14 protein-coding genes are annotated in these 16682 nt (G+C 59.6%); 5 read left to right on the forward strand and 9 right to left on the reverse strand.

Annotated features, from left to right (window positions below):
* The first annotated feature begins 344 nt into the window (after positions 1-344).
* The 4 genes from ACFMO7_RS20415 to ACFMO7_RS20430 all read left to right on the forward strand — a co-directional run bounded on the left by ACFMO7_RS20415 (position 345) and on the right by ACFMO7_RS20430 (position 2449).
* Entirely contained in the window at positions 345-539 is a 195-nt protein-coding gene (locus ACFMO7_RS20415; protein WP_265576127.1) for a helix-turn-helix domain-containing protein, read from the forward strand.
* 393 nt (positions 540-932) lie between these two features.
* Positions 933-1346: a hypothetical protein gene (locus ACFMO7_RS20420; protein WP_376797330.1), complete on the forward strand. Its 414-nt coding sequence runs from the start codon at positions 933-935 to the stop codon at positions 1344-1346.
* Positions 1334-1645 (forward strand): hypothetical protein, encoded by a 312-nt coding sequence (locus ACFMO7_RS20425; protein WP_376797331.1) that lies wholly within the window; start codon positions 1334-1336, stop codon positions 1643-1645. The genes ACFMO7_RS20420 and ACFMO7_RS20425 overlap by 13 nt, the downstream gene beginning before the upstream one ends.
* An 87-nt stretch (positions 1646-1732) precedes the next feature.
* Positions 1733-2449 (forward strand): hypothetical protein, encoded by a 717-nt coding sequence (locus tag ACFMO7_RS20430; RefSeq protein ID WP_376797332.1) that lies wholly within the window; start codon positions 1733-1735, stop codon positions 2447-2449.
* A gap of 70 nt (positions 2450-2519) precedes the next feature.
* Here the strand turns inward: ACFMO7_RS20430 and ACFMO7_RS20435 are convergent, their stop codons facing one another.
* Complete coding sequence (locus ACFMO7_RS20435; protein ID WP_376797351.1) at positions 2520-2792, reverse strand: IS3 family transposase; 273 nt, start codon at positions 2790-2792, stop codon at positions 2520-2522.
* Here ACFMO7_RS20435 and ACFMO7_RS20440 point away from each other — a divergent pair.
* A complete protein-coding gene (locus tag ACFMO7_RS20440; RefSeq protein ID WP_376797333.1) occupies positions 2747-3118 on the forward strand; it encodes a hypothetical protein in 372 nt (123 codons plus the stop codon). The two genes, ACFMO7_RS20435 and ACFMO7_RS20440, sit on opposite strands and share 46 nt — an antisense overlap.
* 730 nt (positions 3119-3848) lie before the next feature.
* Here ACFMO7_RS20440 and ACFMO7_RS20445 read toward each other — a convergent pair.
* The 8 genes from ACFMO7_RS20445 to ACFMO7_RS20480 all read right to left on the reverse strand — a co-directional run bounded on the left by ACFMO7_RS20445 (position 3849) and on the right by ACFMO7_RS20480 (position 16464).
* Positions 3849-4742, reverse strand: coding sequence for a class I SAM-dependent methyltransferase (locus tag ACFMO7_RS20445; protein ID WP_376797334.1), 894 nt, complete (start codon positions 4740-4742; stop codon positions 3849-3851).
* Positions 4743-6097: 1355 nt separating this feature from the next.
* Entirely contained in the window at positions 6098-7321 is a 1224-nt protein-coding gene (locus ACFMO7_RS20450; RefSeq protein WP_376797335.1) for a thiolase family protein, read from the reverse strand.
* Between the two features lie 18 nt (positions 7322-7339).
* Positions 7340-8680, reverse strand: a complete 1341-nt coding sequence (locus ACFMO7_RS20455) for a phenylacetate--CoA ligase family protein (protein WP_376797336.1) — start codon at positions 8678-8680, stop codon at positions 7340-7342.
* Between the two features lie 34 nt (positions 8681-8714).
* Positions 8715-9671: a uroporphyrinogen decarboxylase family protein gene (locus ACFMO7_RS20460; RefSeq protein ID WP_376797337.1), complete on the reverse strand. Its 957-nt coding sequence runs from the start codon at positions 9669-9671 to the stop codon at positions 8715-8717.
* Positions 9672-9854: 183 nt separating this feature from the next.
* Positions 9855-11918: a hydantoinase B/oxoprolinase family protein gene (locus ACFMO7_RS20465; RefSeq protein ID WP_376797338.1), complete on the reverse strand. Its 2064-nt coding sequence runs from the start codon at positions 11916-11918 to the stop codon at positions 9855-9857.
* On the reverse strand, positions 11878-14070 hold the full coding sequence (locus tag ACFMO7_RS20470) for a hydantoinase/oxoprolinase family protein (RefSeq protein WP_376797339.1): 2193 nt from the start codon (positions 14068-14070) through the stop codon (positions 11878-11880). The genes ACFMO7_RS20465 and ACFMO7_RS20470 overlap by 41 nt, the downstream gene beginning before the upstream one ends.
* Positions 14067-14486: an acetone carboxylase subunit gamma gene (locus tag ACFMO7_RS20475; RefSeq protein WP_376797340.1), complete on the reverse strand. Its 420-nt coding sequence runs from the start codon at positions 14484-14486 to the stop codon at positions 14067-14069. Before ACFMO7_RS20475 ends, ACFMO7_RS20470 begins: the two co-directional genes overlap by 4 nt.
* 1 nt (position 14487) lies before the next feature.
* Positions 14488-16464 (reverse strand): hydantoinase/oxoprolinase family protein, encoded by a 1977-nt coding sequence (locus tag ACFMO7_RS20480; RefSeq protein ID WP_376797341.1) that lies wholly within the window; start codon positions 16462-16464, stop codon positions 14488-14490.
* Positions 16465-16682: the final 218 nt, after the last annotated feature.

Below are 16682 nucleotides of genomic sequence, written 5' to 3' on the forward strand. Positions count from 1 at the left end.
GGACACAAGTGTTCCCTTTCTCTGGCGGCTGTGACCGCCTGTCTGCCTCAACTGGCAACCACCTGTCTCCAGGGGAAGCACGCTCAGCTTCCCACCTGGTTCCCGCATTGTTCCCCGATGCTCCTGCCCGGATTCCGCCCCTGTTCTGGGGGCGGCCCCCCCTGCTCTGCTATGGTTGTCCCTGGCAGACTCCTGCCTATAGGGAAGTATCTATTGACTAGCATTTGGCCTATTGAATATGGTATACTCCTCTCATGGAACACATATCTCAATCTGGGGAAGAAAAGCGCCTCTATCATTCACACGTACGCCACCGCTAGGCCGAGGAGACGCAGCGACGTATCCTGACGGCAGCACGCTCACTCTTCGAGAACCAAAGCTATGCAGCGGCGACGCTAGAGGCCATTGCCGAGACCGCTGAGGACTCGCCCAGAACAATTACCGCCATGTTTGGCTCCAAGCGCGCGCTACTGGAGGAAGTCATCAATCCCGAAGCGTTCAGCGCGCCCATTCAGCAGCTTATCGAAGAGTTGCATTGACGGAAGCCCCACCACGGCGACTCCTGCTGGTGGCTCAGATCGCCCGCCGGGCCTATGAGCTGCTGGCAAGCTCACTCGAATGGCTGAGTGTTGCCGGGACTCTGGCTCCTGAACTGGCAGCAGATCGAAGCAAGACGGCGTCAAAACCAGGTCCGGTTGATAGCCTCTCTGCTCGAACGGGAAGTATTACGTGCTGGCCTGTCGTTTGAGGAAGCAACTGACGTGTCGTGGGCGCTGACCAGCTATGATCTCTATCGCATGCTGGTGGTGGAGCAAGGTTGACAGCCCGAACGCTATGAAACCTGGCTGGCGCAGTTCCTGATTAAGCAGCTACTTGCTTCCCGCTAAGGGATGTCTTTCAGGCGAGATGGATCGAAAGGAAGGAACTTTAAGATGGCCCTCGCTCAAACACGGCTCAATCAACAATCGGCAGGAGCCGAGCCTTTCTACCGCAAGCTCCACCGCCCGTTCTTTGCACTGTGCATTGTGCTGGCCCCATTGATCCTCTCTTTCTGGTTCAGTCTCTGTCCTCAATACGGCAATCCGGCCTGTCTCACCGTCGAGAACAATCTCCTCGGCGTTCTGGTCGCTTACAGAGCGGCAAATCCGCTCCTGATCCAGATCTTCTTAGTCATCAACGTTGTGATCCCCTCTCTCTATCCTCTCAGTTACATTGGCCTGGGCCTCCTCTCCATGAAACGTGCTCCCTGGCTTTCAACCATCGGCATTGCCTGCGGATTTGTAGGAAGCATCCCCTGGGGCCTCGTGGCAGACCAGGTGTTTCCATCAACACCATGGCGCATTTAGGCTACAACCCATTGTTCGCCCTGCTGGAGGCAGGATACTCCACCAGCTGGGAAACATTTGTCATCTTCGGCGGTTGGGTGATCGGCCATCAGCTTGCCTATGTGCTATTGGGGATCGCGCTGGCACGAGCGCGCATTGTTCCTCTCTGGGCTACTGCCCTCATCATTGTCAGCGCACCTGTCATGGGGCCGCTGGCTTACGGGACGGGTCTAGGAATCCTTCAAATTCTCGGTTACGTCATGGTATTTGCTGGCAGTATTCCTGCTGCCTTTGCCATGCTCAAAGTTCGAGAGTCATAAGGGTGGGCAGCCCATGCCGCCAACGTGGGATACAAAGGGACCGTTCTGCACACCCGAATGCATCCTTTTCCAAGGAGAAAGAGCAACATGCAGTCAGCCGGTAATCCATCTCACCTGGGATCAGACCTCCGAGTGCCTGTGTTTTTAAAGGTACAACGCATTTTCTTCGCCATTTGTATGGTGCTACCATTCCCGCTCCTGATCGTGGGTTTCGTGACGGCGGGGAATCTCAACCCTGCAAATGGGAACATTGCGATTGCCAATGTAGCAAGCATGTCTCTCCCACCTTTCCTTGACTTAGCTCTCGTGACCATCGGCCTCTTCCTGCTCCCGTTTGGATTCCTGGGCATGGTATCTCTGGCCATGTCGCGCTCGCCCTGGCTGGCGAGTATCGGCGGCGTCCTCTCGCTCATCGGCATGATGACGACCATTGCCTTCGCCGCCCAGAGCGACATGACCTACGACATGGCGCAGTTGGGGAGCAGCCCGCAGTTTATTGCTTTATGGAATCGCTTCAATAGTGATACGTTTATGACAGCCTGCTTAATCCTTTTCATCATCGGCTTTGTGGGTGGTCCCCTCTTGCTTGGCATCGCGCTTGGCCGGGCACGGGCGATTCCTCTCTGGGCGGCCGCAGCTATTGTTCTCAGCCGCCTGCTCCCGATCATCGCCTTTCCAGCTCATCTCAACTCGTCCATCACCGACCCCGTTTCGTATGGGCTGTTCTTGCTTGGCAGCATTCCGGCTGCCTTTGCCATGCTCAAGCTCAGGAAAGAAGAGGAATCGGCACCAAAGAACCGCTAGTACCCAGAGCAGAGGAATATATCATGGTGATTCATCCAGCGCTCATTTCATTTATCAAAGAGACTCAGCGTCACTGCGTTCCTGTTGGGCTGTGGTGTGGTTGTGGGCTGCCTGTCTTTTCCGGAGGCAAGAAAGTTGGGGATCTCTCATGTGCTGCTCGTAAGGCAATCGGACTCAGGTAGCCGAGTGTGGCATGCCTGCGAACTCGATTGCAAAAACACGCGATGTACTCAAAGATGGTGCATTGGCTATAAGGTGCTCCCGCTGCCAGCCGCCTAGGAGGAGGTCCGGGAGCAGGTGAAAGTCCTCTCCTGGAAAAAGGCTGAGCTGGAACGGGAGCCAGGACAGGAAAAAGAGCGGCTGCTGCAGAAGCGGGGACGGCTGGTCAAGCTTTATTCCGAGGGCTACCTGAGTGAGCGCGACTTTCAGGTGGAGATGGCGGCCGTCGAACTGGGGCTCTATCAGCTCGAGCAGCCTTTCCAGGCTAGGGTCAGCAGCTGGGAAACGATCCAGCAGGCCGCAGCACAGCTGCCTCGCAAGATCTGTCGGAAAGGAACCTCCCTGCGCCAGGTCGCAAGGCGCTATGGCGTCCCCTACGAAAGTGTACGGCGCGTGCACCAGGCCCGGCGCGAGCTGCATCCAGAGGGGCCCACCTCGCAGGAAGAGTGACCAGCGAGGGCCCTTCCTCTGCTCATCTAGCAAGCTTCCTCGGCCCGGGCCCATGCCCAGGACCGGGATGAAGGCGCAATGAACACTGCCCTCAGTCTCTGCCAGGCAAGGGAAAGACCCAGGGCAGTGCTGCGTCTCCCCACCCCTCATGCTGCGGCCTGGCAGCAGCAATCGGCCTCCTTTCTCGTCTCGAGAGAGGAGAGGGACTGGCGGGAGCGTGTTGGCAACGGCTCCCGGTCGTCCGCAGCAGAGCGGACAGGCGTCCCTCCTGGGCGCATCGGACTCGTGTGAGATCTCACCTTCCTTGTCTATCTCCCTTATGCTTGAGCCATCAGTACTGCTTGTGGCCTCCCCAGCTCGTTCCTGCTCTGCAAGATACTCCCCTGTCGTGGGAACCGCGCTGCTTGTGCCGGGCTGCCTCCAGCTCGCTGACTGCTGGCGCAAGCAGATCTTCCCACTGACTGAGGCCGGATGGAACGTGCTGACGTGGGACCCTTCCGGCTGTCATGGCAGCCGGAAGGGCTGCCCCGCCTCCGCCGCTCACCTGCTCACAGGGACGGGGAGCTTGTGCGGAACATCTGACGCTGCTTTCTCTATGCGTCCATTATCGTGGGGAATCCGGTGCGTCGCTCCTGCGGTTGCAGCCCGGCTTCTGTACCAGGCTGCTAGCCAGGGTGGTGCTATCGCTCCTCCCGGTTCCCCGGCCTGTGACTGGACGTGACGGTGGACCTCACGAGGCTGGCTCCCCTGGGGCTGCTGCCGCTGCTCCTCTCGTCGGCTGGCGTCCCCAGACGGTGAGCAGGGTCCAGATCGCACAGAAGTCCTCCTGTTGCATCTCGGCAAGCGCTTGCTGGAACAAAAGCTCCAGCTCCTCTTTGCTGACCAGCTGCATCTTTACCAGAAAGGGCTGCAACAGTTCCATCGCGATCAGATGATCTTTGAAGACGGAATAGTGCATGTCCGTGCCCATGGACCAGTCAATAGCCGTGGCGCGCAGGTGCACCTCATGAAAGCCTGCCTGCCGGACCAGCCGTGGCAGCACCGGGGTGATGCCGATGTGCCGACCATCGGGTGAGAAGCTCTGGCCGGCTTGCTGGAGAGCTCGCCGGATCAGGTGCAAATAGCGCTCGGTGGCAACGCTGCTGGTGAGTGGTCCCTCGGTCTCCGTCAGGCGGAGCACGCCGCCGGGCCTGAGCAGACGGAAGCACTCCTGCAGCAGCCGGGGCCAGGCTGACGGTAACATAAAGCCACACAAGAGGCGGCCATTGATCAAGTCGAAGGAGCCGTCCGGGAAGGCGAGCGGCTCCATGACATTCATCACCTGGAAGTGGACGTTCTCCAGGCCGCGCGACCAGGCCTGGGCACGGGCATACTCGATCACTTGGGCACTGATGTCAACCCCGAGAATTTCCGCCTTGGGGAAGTGAAAGGCCAGCTCTAAGGCCCACCCGCCGGGGCCGCAGGCCAGATCGAGGACGCGGCCCGTCTCGGGCAGGCTGATCCCCTCCTCGGGCAACAGGCCGCCCATGGCCTCGGTGAGCAGGCGATCCTGCTGCATGAGGCGGGCCAGCTCGCCGACATGTTCAGGATCGATCGGGTAGGTGTTGTCGGATGTGGTCATCATGCTTGCATCTCTCTTGCTGCACTGGGGGACTCCCTTGAGCCACTCGGGGCAGCGTGCTGCGCTCCGGCCCCCTGAACCGCTTCTTCCTGTCAGACCTTCTGGTGCTGTGTTGATTGCCCTGCTGGTATTGTAACAGCCAGCGAGTGCCGCAGGAAAGGGGCCAGAGGGTTCTCCTTTCTCATCCCAGTGAGATCTGCCCCTGCTCCACCTCACTTCTCAGCTCATGGGCAGTCCAGGGATAGCGAAGAAAGACTTCCGCCCTGCAAAGCGGACGCGATGGCAGCCCTTCTGTCAGGAACTCATACGGCACCATGCTGGATACGGCGCTGCCAGGCGCGCTGAAGCTTGAGTCGGAGAAGCAAGCCCTATCGCGTGCGGAAGGACAACTCCCTTTCCTGCAGCGCAAAGGAAACCAGGCCCGTCCATCTCGGCTCTCTCAGGAAAAGGGACGCTCATCCTGGCAGCGCTGACCCAGCGGCGGAGGTATCCAAAGACACATGATTGATCGTCTCCGAGTGCAACTGCTTGGTGGTATGCACGAGCTAACGGGTCGAGGAAGTGGGTAGGGACCGAGAGCGTCACTCTGAAGCCCGGATCTAGCTTTGGGGCCACCGGTGATGGAACCGCGGATGATGTCAGCGGCCAGCATCAGAAGACGTTGGAGACCAAGACGGCCCTGTGAACCAGCCCGCCAAGACACCAGGATTCGGGGGAGGCCCTCGGACAGATGGGCGAGGGCCACAAGACGGGAACGCCTCTCCATGGTGAGGAGGGTCGTTCCCAGCGGGTTTGCCAGCTTGACACGAGGCGGTCGCTACCGGCTGCTCTCGCGCCCCTGGCAGCAGTCTCGCCGGACACTGACGGGCGCAGTAAGGCCAGCGGCAGGCGAAGCCGTGAGGGAGCGAGTCCTCTAGCAACGAGAGAGGAGAGGCAAGGCTGGAAGCCTCCCCCCTTCTCGACCCACAAAGGGACGAGAGACCGGTGCCTGAGAACTGAGTCCTGCAGCTCATCGCCCCAGGGACGATTTGGTCCAACGCACGCCACTCATTGGGCAATAACGGCGAGATGCCGACTTTCTCCGGTCTCTCCATGCCCCCCATCCTCTCTCTTGGGCAGACCCTTTCAAACATCTCAAGAACTGCTCCAGTGGCTGGATGGATGGACGAGAGAGCCAGTCTGATAGACTGAATAGTCATAAAGCTGACTTTCAGAGAATCAGGCAGTGATGACTGCAATCCTTCTCTCTATCACCTGATGGTCGAGTACTCCAGCGCTAGAGAGTGAGCTGGGTAGCTCATCTCCGCGTTGCTCCTCACTGGGGCAGTGCCAGACTACTACCTAGAGATACCCGGTCCTCAATGGAGATTGACGCGCACAACTATAGCTGCTCCTGTATCGCCAGCGGCGCAGCCGCTGAAGAGGCCATAGCCGCCTCCGAGCAGGACCAGTTCCTCGATCAGCTCAATGATCTGGCGCAGCCCAGTCGGTCCCTGCGGATGGCCAAAGATCAGCGGGGAGCCGTAATGATTGAAGCTCTCCAGAGCAAGGTCCAGCTCACGCGCAAAGTAGATATCGTTGACAGCAAAAGGATTATGGGTCTTGACAGCGCGCAGCTCTGGCAGGCTCACACCCGCTGCCGCCAGCGCCTGCCGGGCGGCCAGAACGGTCGCCTGCGGCATAAAGCCCTTTCTTGCCCGGGCCTGGCCAAAGGCCAGCAATTGGATTTCGACGGCCTGATCACGGCTCAGCTCCCTGGCCCGCTCTCGTGAGGTCAGCACCATGCCACAGTTGCCATCGGCAGGATGGGTCTGGGTGCCGGGCGTAACTGTCCCCTGCTCCAGCACCGGGCGCAATCTCGCCAGGCCCTCGGACGTCGTGGGATAAATGCCCTCATCGTCGACCACTGTCGCCAGGATCTTGCGCCCTGTGGCGTCCCTGACCTCCAGTGGTGTCACCATGAAGCGCTGATGAAAAGCCGCACCGTCTTTGAGTGCCTCCTGGTACTGCTGGTAGCGCAGCACAGTGAGGGTGTCCTGCTCCTCCCGACTGATATTTGCCTCTGCCGCGACATGCTCCGCCGTCTCAATCATGGCGTTGCCTGCGTAGGGATCGTAGTTGAAGTTATCCCAGACCCAATCTTCGCTCTCGCCCCTGCCGCCCGGGGCCGATGGATCGGGATAATAGAGATGCGGGCCGTTGCTGGTGCGATCGCAGGCGATGGCCAGAATGCAGCGCTCGCTGGCCGTGTCGGCCTCAATCTCGCTGGCAGCGCTGACCAGCAATCGCGCCGAGGTGGCGCAGGCCTGATTGATGGTCGGCCCACTCACCGCCGGCGCTCCAATCATGCCGGCCAACCAGGGCGCTCCGTAGAAGCTATGCCGGGCAATCACTGTCATCCCGAGAAACAACGAGTCCAGCTGTTCGACAGGAATAGCCCGCTCACGCAGCGCTCGCTGAGCGACCTCTGCTGCGAAACGGAGCGGGTGCAGGTGAGCAAACGCCCCTTGCCAGCGGACAAAGGGTGTCGACCAGTAGCCACCATAGGGGATATAGACAGTCTCGAAGCGCGCCATGACCATGACGGCGATTGCTCCTCTCTAGCGCCCCTGCTCGTAGAGTTTACGAATCAACTGGGCTTTCATCTCAAAGCGAGGCAGCGTACCTGGTGGCACGAGTTCAACCTCTGCCGTGAAGATGAGCTTCTCCCGCAGGGTCTCCTCGATCTCTCGTTTCAATGCCGCTAGATCCTCTACATCCGAGCCGTACTCGACCCTCAGATGGAGCGGCGGATCAACGCGGGGTCCTGGCTGTTTGAGCAGGATCTGGACCTCACCGGTAGTACGCGGACGCATACCCATCAGGACGTCTTTGATCGCCGATGGCCAGACGTTCACGCCGCGCAGGATAAGGAGATCGTCAGTGCGCCCAACGCAGCGTAGACGCGGGCCTGTGCGGCCACAAGGACAGGGATCCGTCCAGACAATGACGCGATCACGTGTCCGAAAGCGCACCAGTGGACAGCACTCGCGATCAATATGGGTGAAAACAAGCTCGCCCTCAACCTGTGACTGGTCCAGCGGCAGCGAGACCCCGCTCTCAGGATCGATGACTTCGAGAATGGCAAAATCGGGTGCCAGAAAATGCATACCGAGGCGCTCATCACAGTCAGCGGCGTAGACTGGCAGGACGTCAGCGTTCCCGATGCCTTCGGTGACGAAAGCCCCCCAGTCCTCTTCAATACGCTGGCGCACGGCAGGTACGCCGCCGCCTGGTTCAGCGCCGAGCTGAATACGGCGGATTCCAAGTGTGCGCGGCTCAACATGAAATTTGTTGCGCACGTATTCGGCCAGGTAGATGGCGTAGGAGGGTGTGCACGTTAACTGATTCGCTCCCAGATTCTGGATCGAAGTGATCAAACGATCAGAGGCGCCTGTACCGACAGGTACGAAGGTAGCGCCGATCTCTTCAATTGCATCCTTCAACGGCAGGCCACCAACGAAGAAGCTCATGCCGAAGCCCATCACCACCATCGAGTCGGGGCGTACTCCCTCGGACCAGTAAACGCGTGCCACCGTCTCCACCCAGGTATCACGATCGTGGTGCGTGATGCCAACATAACTGGGCCGCCCCGTTGTGCCAGAAGAAGAGTGAATGCGTACCACCCGCGACATCGGTACAGCGGCGTGATGACCCAGCGGCGGCTGTTCCAATTGGCTATCACGCAGTTCCTCTTTCGTCGTAAAAGGAAGCCTGGCAAGGTCCTCCAGTGTACGGATATCTTCGGGATGGGCGCCCACCTCCTCGAATTTCTGCCGATAAAAGGCCGAGTGTTGATAGTTATACGCAAGCTGCTTGCGCAGCTTGCGCAACTGCAGCTCCCTGAGCTGTTCCAGCGGCATTGTTTCGATATGGGCATTGTAGAAACGAGGATAAGTCATGCCTGTCCTCCGGTGGCGGGGTGAAGAACCAGACTTACGAAGCGAGCAGAGCACGCATACGGTTCACCTGCTGCTCCAGTCCCTGGATACCTGCTTCATAGGGCATTTCGCCATCAGTTGTCACAAGAACGCAGCCGAGTGCCTGGCACCAGCGCGAGGCCGCTGCAGGCATGGCGCCCGACGGAGGGAGCGCCAGAGCGAAGACGCTGGCAGGCGGCGGGGCTTGCTCGAGGAAGTCAGGCCGCAGGCTGAGCAATGGGGCCTCATCGGCCAGGCTTGTCAGCGGTAGCAGCTGGGGGACCGACAGCAGCGGCAGTGCTCCGTGAAAACGTACCGTTTTCCATAGTGCCTCTAACGCGGCCTCCCATGCTCCTAGGAAGTTAGCCGGTACGGCCACTTCGTCGAAATAGAGCAGGCGTGCCCCAGCCAGGCAGCAGGCGCGCGCGAGAGCCAGGGTGATGGCGACCAGTGCCTCAAAGCTCTCCAGCGCTTCATCTTCAGCTGCCGCCAGCGCAGCGGTGATCTCTGGGCCAAAGAGCTGCTGTGCACTACGGAGAGGAGCAGGCAGACCGATCAGCAGCACTGGCCCGGTCCCGACAGTGCCCTGGACACGGCGCACGACCTCCAGAGCAACAGGCACGCGCCCGTGCTGTGTAATCTCTTCGGGTGGCAGATGCAGCAGAGCATTCCCGACAGACCGTGTTGGTCGCTCATAGGTAGCCGTGTCGGCCTGCCATCGCAAGCGGCAGCCGAGTGCCTCCACCAGCAGTAGCGGGTCAAAGTAGCAGGTAATGCCATCTGTCTGGAGACGCCGATGGAGCGCGACCAGGCTATTGGCTATCTTGGTTGGATTGACCAGGAAGCTGGGCAAGGGCAGCTGCTCCAGATAGGCGGCTAGGCGAAAGATGAGCGGTACAAACAGCCGCCGGGCTGGAGGCCTTCCCTGAATGAGAGCTTTGATAATCGATTGTGGTGCAGCACTTGCTTGCATGATTCTAACTACTCACCTGCACTGAGCAACATGGGTGGTTATATGGGCCATACCCGGCGCGCTCCACCTGCCGCAGCGTTCCTCCGTTATGCCAGCTTGTCCTCCTGTGCCGGGCACTGGCCATTCGGCTAGTGCCCGGACACAGATATAGCGAGCGGATAATCCGGTATCCGCAACCGGCACTCACGGGCGCAGGACAGGGGCTAGTGGTCGACCCTCTGGCCAGGAGCCGAACCAGGCAAGCGCCTCCTCGGGAGGTTTCTGCCGCGACCAGCTGGCGTGGAACTCGTCCCAGGAGCGACCACGTGCCAGACGGGCCTGACGCTCGGAGGCGCGCAACGCCTCAGTTTCGGCGAGATTGACGCGCATCGTCTCGGGGTCATAGGCGACCTTGTAGATGTTGCGGGCGCTCCACTCCGAGATGATCTCAGCCTCCACATCCTGAACAACCTGGTACGGATCGGCATCTAGCGGATCTCCATAGCCCGCGCCACCAGTGGCGAAGCCGAAGGTGATGACATCTCCCTCATTGTATGGCCGTACCGAGCGGAGGAAGGGTTCGTTGCTCCATTCTCCGCCGACTGCCTGGCGATCGATCAGTGCCGAGAAGTTCAGCTTCAATGCGCGATCTCCATCACGCATCCGCTGGAGAAGGTCAGCTCTCCGGACGCTGATGCCTGGCACTGTTGGTGGAGCATAGCCGCCAAAGAGTGGCTGTGATGTCTGGACCTTGCTGTTATCAGCGATGGTGGTGAAGAAAACCGTCGGCGCCTGATAGGCTACCCAGATCTGGACCGTGCCGCAGCCGCCGCGGTGGGCACCATGCCCGCAGGAGTCCTGCCAGTGCTGCGAGATAGGCACTAGCATCGGGAACTCGTTCTCCATCAATTCGACGTCGGGAGAACGCCCGAAGGGGCACCAGGCGAAATGCGACGCATCCATGCCAGGGGCGGTGGCACGTCCGCCCTGGCCCTCAGTGTTGAGCGAGTAGGCCAGCATGTCGGCGAAAGGCAGCCCCCACTGACTGAGGCCCGCCAGCACCATTGCGTTGCCACCGTTTGCAGAGGAGGCCACCGCCTGGCGCCATTCCTGGGTGCCAAAGATCATCTTGGAGAATGCCACCGCGGCAGAGCTCATAATGCCTGTGCAGATCATCACGGAGCAAGAGGTTGCCGCGCGGGGGTCCGGGTTCAGCACGCAGCCGGGTGGAAAGTAGAAATCGATGGGGGCGAAGGTAGCGCTGCTGATTGGCAGATCATGGAAAATGTAGGAATAAAGGAAATTCGCTAGATGGCCGACCGCTGCCTGGACATGTGCGTTGTAGGACGAAGGATTCTCAGGGGAGGTACCACTGAAATCGAGCAACAGGTGATCGCCCTGTTTGTGAATTGTCAACGAAGCGGAGCGTATCAGGCCTGAACCCATGCCGCCGATAGTGTCAGCGAAGGCCACACAGCGGAACTGACCATCGGGCCAGGAGGCAATCCGCCGGCGTGCACCCTCTTCGGCGACCATCAGCATCTTGCGTAATAACCCGATGACGAAAGCTGGACCTTCTTTCTCCGCCAGCTCCAAGACGCGCATGCGCGCGCGGTCCGCCGCGGTGCTGCGCGCCTTGAGGTCGGTGACCACCATCTGGGGGGCCCGGATTCCGTAGGCGTAGAACAGCTCCAGCAAGTCCTCACGCAATTGGCCATGTTCGCCTACCTTCATCGGTGGCAGATTCATGCCCTCTGAAAAGCGCGCTGGTGCAGTGATGGGCATACCGCCCGGCTCAACAGCACCGGTCTCCGTCGTATGGTTGGCAGCCCCACACCAGGCAATGAGCTGCCCCTTGTAAAAGACGGGCACGAGGGCCACATAATCGGGATTATGGATTCCCCCGTAGAGAGCATCGTTGGCGATCCAGATATCGCCGTCATGGATACCCGGATTCTGGCTGTAGTAGGTGAGGATATACTTGATGATAATCGGCTGGATGATGGCATGCAGGTAGGTGCCGGCGGCGCCATTCACCAGATCCCCCTGGGCCGTGAAGATCGCAACCATCACGTCACCTGCGATACCCATCGAACTGCGACAGGAGCGCTGGAAAACCTCAAGCGCCTCGTCGAGGATATCGTTGGTGCGCTGAAAGCCGATTTCATAGTCACCTGGCGAGAGCCGGGCCACCGCTTCCAGTTCTTCCGTTGTCGGTGGTGTAACCTTAATCCACCTCAACTTCTCTTCTGCTGTGGGAATCGGCATAGACCGCTTCTCCTTTCTTCGCACGGCTCATGATACCAAGCCCATAGACGTTGACCCGATAGACCATCTCCGGTGGAATAACGACGGTGGTGTACTCGGATTCAAGAATTGCCGGGCCATGAACTTCGTTACCTGGCAGTAAGCGGCTCTGTTCGTAGACCGGTGTATCCACCCAGGCGCTGATCTGTGGCCAGTAAGCAGGGCGACTGCCCTTGCGCGCCTCTTCGGGACTGGGTCCGTGGAGCGCATGGGCGACCAGCTCGACTTTGTGGCTGGGTACGATGGCCTTGAGGATGAAAGTCTCAATGTAGACGCCGCCAGGGAGATTGACGATCAGCGGACTGAAAGCCTCGCTGAACTCCTGCTCGAAACGCCGATACAAGGCCCAGACGTCTTCTTCGCTGTTCAAAAAGAGGCCAGGCGTCGCGGTACGTTTGGGTTGGATCAGGCCGCCGTAGAGCATATCCAGCTCCAGCGTGTAGAGAGCCTCCTCGGGGTTCAGCCCCTCGGCGCGTAGCTCCTGCTCGGCCTGCTCTTTGAGCCTACGTACGACGTTGTTAAAAGTCTCACGGTCGATGACCGCCTTGCCGGTGAAAGGTTCGATCACCGTGAAACGGTGTGAGGCCTCATAGACGTGGATGATATCCATGATAGAGGAACCCAGGGCGCAGAAGACCGGCGAGTAGGGGAAAATGACGATTTGCGGAATATCGCCATGATAGCCAGCGGCATGCGTAGGACCGCCTCCACCAAAGGCGAAGAGCACAAACTCCTCGGGCCGGTAGCCGCGTAGCACAACCTCTTTACGGATGGCGGAGGCCATGTTCTCGTCAACAATGCGGCGGATGAGAGCGGCGACTTCGATCTCATCCATGTGCAGTGGCCTGGCCAATTTGCGCAGAGCGCGCTCAGCCGCGCTCTTGTTCAGCTTCATGCGCCCGCCAAAGTAATAGTCAGGGTTGAGATAGCCCAACATCAGATCGGCATCGGTGACAGTCGGCTCGCTACCACCCTGGTTGTAACAGGCTGGCCCTGGATAGGAACCGGCGCTCTGCGGACCTACCTCAATGCGGTTGCCCAACTCACGGTTGATGCGGGCAATCGAGCCGCCTCCAGCGCCGATCGAGAGCGACTGGATCATCGTCAGGCCGACCATCCAGCGATCGATGACGGGATTGAACTCGTAATTACGCACGTCGGCGGAGACCACCAGGCCGATATCAAAGCTGGTTCCCCCCACATCGCTCGCCACCACATTGGTATAGCCGAGCTGCCTGGCAATATCGCGTGCTCCAATCAGACCAGCTACCGGCCCCCCGTTGTAGGTACGGCTGGCCGAGGCCTTATAAATCTCGGTGACGCCTCCAGAGTTCTGGACCATCATAAATGAACCCCTATAGCCATGCTCACGCAGCCGATCCCACATCGCCGAGAGCTCGATCTGCAGAGAGCGGTGCAGATAGGCATCCAGCACGGCGGTCATGGTGCGCTGGTATTCGCCCAGCTTCCCCAGGACATCGCTGGAGAGTACCACAGGCAGGTAGCCGATGTGGTACTCCTTGTACTCCTCGCGAATGATCTCCTTGAGCCGTCGCTCGTGAACCGGGTTCAAGAAGGACCACAGGAGTGAGATGACGAAGCCTCGCGCGCCTCGATCGATGAGGCGGTGGATCTTCTCGCGTGCGTCTTCCTCATCCAGTGGGCGGATGACCTGGCCGCGTCCATCGATACGCTCTTTGATACCAGCGATCATGCGGCGCGGGATAAGCGGCTGAGGCTTCTGTTGAGCAGCCAGATTGCGTCGCTCGTGCAGGCGTTTGCCATCGATCCATTGTGCGCCACGCCCAATCAGAATAGCATCTTCATGGCCCTCGGTGGTCAGCAGGGCTAGACGCGGTCCCTTACGCTCGATCAGGCGATTCATAGCGATGGTCGTTGAGTAACGTACCATGCCGACGCGGCTCAGTAACTCCTCCAGGCTCCATCCCAGTTCCTGGGCTCCGACCTCAATGACGTTCAGAAAACAGAGCGAGAGGTCGTAAGGAGTGGTTGGTACTTTGGCTTGAACGATGCGTCCATCAACATTCAGGACCATATCGGTGAAGGTACCGCCGACGTCGATATCGATAGAGTTCATGGCGCTGGCGCTCATGGTTTCTCCTCCTTCTTGCCGTGGGCACCATCACTGGACCCGGTGTTGCCCGCCAGGACCAGGCGCGAGTCGACGATGGCGTATTCGCCACGGGCAAGCCGCTCTTTCAGGCTATCCAGGTCCAGCTCGATATCGTAGGTGATAGGATGGCCAGGCGGCAGGTATTCGGTTTCAATCTGGGTGCCGCAAGAGGGGCAGTAGAACTCAATAATACGAATCCAGGAGGGATCAGGAGAAAACGTATAGGTTCCCTCCAGCAGCGGGCGATGGATCTCGCGCGGATCACGATCGTAGAGAAGACAGCCCTTTTTGTAGTTCTCGCGCGCCGAGATGAGTGCCCGTCCACAGCGGTGACAATACCATTGCTCTTCCTCAAGATCGAGGTCAAGGTATTCGGTTATGCGAAGACGCTCCATTTTACCCTCCTTTTCTCTGGAGCTGACCATTACCGTACTCGTCCATGTGTAGTGACCAGCCTGGTAAGACCGGATAGGTAGTCCAGGCGCTCTCCAGGATCGCTCCCCCAGCGATCTCTTCGCCTGGCTGCAGCGCCTCCCAGGAGTAGACGGGAGTAATGGCGGAGACGCTGCCCCAGCTGACTGTACGCTGTCCCCGCATAGCTCCTTCGCCGCTAGCAACTTTGCCAGATCGACGTATAGCTTCATAATGGGGCATCGCCACTGTTGCCCGCAGACGCAAGAGCACAACCTTGCCCTCCCATGCCTGCAAGGCAGCCGGTTCCACGCTGGTGGTAGGAGCAAGCTCTAGCACCGCCGTGGAGAGTTTCTCTTTCTCTTGAGGGTCGCTGATCTCAGCCTCTAGCTGCAATCGTACGCGCTCTGGCGCAAACCCCTCACCTCTCATATCGTGCAGGGCCTCCCGACGCATCCGTTCAATCACCTCACAAACGAGATGCCGGTCCTCGTCAGCAGCCAGGGAGAGGTTGAGACCATGTTCGTAGACATGGACCACATCTGCTATGGACGAGCCGAAAGCGCTGAAGACGGCGCTCAGATCGAAGACTAGTGCGTGCGCTATGCCGGCGCGCTCGGCCACGCTGCAGGCAAAGATCGGCCCGTTGCCACCAAAGGCGAAGAGGGTAGAGTCCTTAGGCTGCCAGCCCATGCGCTCCAACACCTCACGGATAGTGGTGGCCACCAGCTGAAAAGCCCTATTGGCGATCTCAAGTGCAGCCTGCTCAATACTCTTGCCCAGTGGCTCGGCGACACGTGCGGTGATCACCTCATGTGCGCGCTGAGGGTTTAGTTTCCGTTTCCCACCGAGGAAATAGTCAGCTGGCAGCCAGCCGAGTGTAAGCAGGGAGTCAGTCAGCGTTGCCTCAGTACCGCCCAGATCATAGCAGGCGGGTCCGGGATAAGCCCCCATGCTCTCGGGCCCCAGACGTAGCTGACCGCTGGCGGCATCAACGCTGGCAACGCTGCCGCCACCGAGAGCGATGGATTGCAGCAGCACCGTTGGTGCCTTCACTGGCACGCCAAACAGATCGGCTTCGCTTGTCATCACGAGGCGCCCTTCCTGGATAACGCCTACCTTCGCCGTTGTCCCGCCGACGTCCAGGGTGATCACATGCGCCAGGCCATAGGTACGCGCGAAGTGAGCTGCAGCGAAGAGTCCCATGGTCGGGCCGGCTTCCAGCGTGTCAATGGCTTTGGTCTTGGAGACTCGCGCTACACCACCGTTGGCATGGCCGATCAGAAGTGGGCGCTCATAGCCAGCCTCGCGCAGATCGTCCTCCGCCTTGTAGAGTGCGCTGGCAAGTGGCCCGTGCAGGTAAGCATTGAGCAAACTTTGAGTGGTGCGGGTCTCGGCATCGGGGTAGTGGCTGAGTTCACTCCCGAGGAGCACTGGAACAGTCCCAAGGAAATGATCGGGGTACTGGGCTTCGATAGCGCGCTTGGCGGCCAATTCATGCGAAGGATCAAGATAGGCCCCTTCCAGGCTAATGCAAATGCGACGCACCCCGTTGGTCAACAGGGTTTTGACTGCGAGCAGAACCTCCTGAGGGTCAATGGGGCAGGTCAGACCGATAACGTTCTCAGGAGCAACCAGGCTACCCAGGGCGGGGTTGCTGCCCTGAGGTGCGTAAAGGTCGCGTTCATGGCCCCGGCTGACCAGTAAACCCAATCTAGGGCCGCTGCGCTGTGCCAGCACGTTGGAGGTGATCGTGGTAGACCAGCGGATCAGGTTCACCTGCTGCAGAAATTCTCCGAGATCGCTAAAGCCAAGTTCGTGAGCACCGGCCGTCAGACAGTCCTGGAAACAGACGGTCAGATCGTGCGGCGTGGTATCCACCTTGACAGGGATGGCTTTGCGTCCATCGCTGAAGAGGCCATCAGTCAGGGTTCCGCCAACATCGATGTCAACGGTATACATCTAGGTCTGCCTCCTGGCCATCGGCCATCCTGAAGAAGCAAATAGCAGTTGGTAACGGACACTAACTACAAGAACAGTGGGCAGAAGAACAGTCCGCTAGTGGGGCGGCCAGGACGGGGGCCCCGACCAGCAGGCTCGGCAGGCGCCAAGAGAGACTAAGGGCGCCTCTGTAGGGCGATTCTGCTGGCGTGAAGCCAGCCAGGGAAGGATGCAGGACT

The organism is Thermogemmatispora sp. (assembly GCF_042408735.1).
Taxonomy (GTDB): domain Bacteria; phylum Chloroflexota; class Ktedonobacteria; order Ktedonobacterales; family Ktedonobacteraceae; genus Thermogemmatispora.

Excerpts from the sequence above, each read along its gene's own strand:
- ACFMO7_RS20470 (WP_376797339.1), bottom strand. The coding sequence starts at position 14,070 with ATGAGCGCCAGCGCCATGAACTCTATCGATATCGACGTCGGCGGTACC.
- ACFMO7_RS20465 (WP_376797338.1), bottom strand. The coding sequence starts at position 11,918 with ATGCCGATTCCCACAGCAGAAGAGAAGTTGAGGTGGATTAAGGTTACA.
- ACFMO7_RS20430 (WP_376797332.1), top strand. The coding sequence starts at position 1,733 with ATGCAGTCAGCCGGTAATCCATCTCACCTGGGATCAGACCTCCGAGTG.
- ACFMO7_RS20445 (WP_376797334.1), bottom strand. The coding sequence starts at position 4,742 with ATGATGACCACATCCGACAACACCTACCCGATCGATCCTGAACATGTC.
- ACFMO7_RS20455 (WP_376797336.1), bottom strand. The coding sequence starts at position 8,680 with ATGACTTATCCTCGTTTCTACAATGCCCATATCGAAACAATGCCGCTG.
- ACFMO7_RS20450 (WP_376797335.1), bottom strand. The coding sequence starts at position 7,321 with ATGGTCATGGCGCGCTTCGAGACTGTCTATATCCCCTATGGTGGCTAC.
- ACFMO7_RS20425 (WP_376797331.1), top strand. The coding sequence starts at position 1,334 with ATGGCGCATTTAGGCTACAACCCATTGTTCGCCCTGCTGGAGGCAGGA.
- ACFMO7_RS20480 (WP_376797341.1), bottom strand. The coding sequence starts at position 16,464 with ATGTATACCGTTGACATCGATGTTGGCGGAACCCTGACTGATGGCCTC.
- ACFMO7_RS20475 (WP_376797340.1), bottom strand. The coding sequence starts at position 14,486 with ATGGAGCGTCTTCGCATAACCGAATACCTTGACCTCGATCTTGAGGAA.
- ACFMO7_RS20460 (WP_376797337.1), bottom strand. The coding sequence starts at position 9,671 with ATGCAAGCAAGTGCTGCACCACAATCGATTATCAAAGCTCTCATTCAG.
- ACFMO7_RS20420 (WP_376797330.1), top strand. The coding sequence starts at position 933 with ATGGCCCTCGCTCAAACACGGCTCAATCAACAATCGGCAGGAGCCGAG.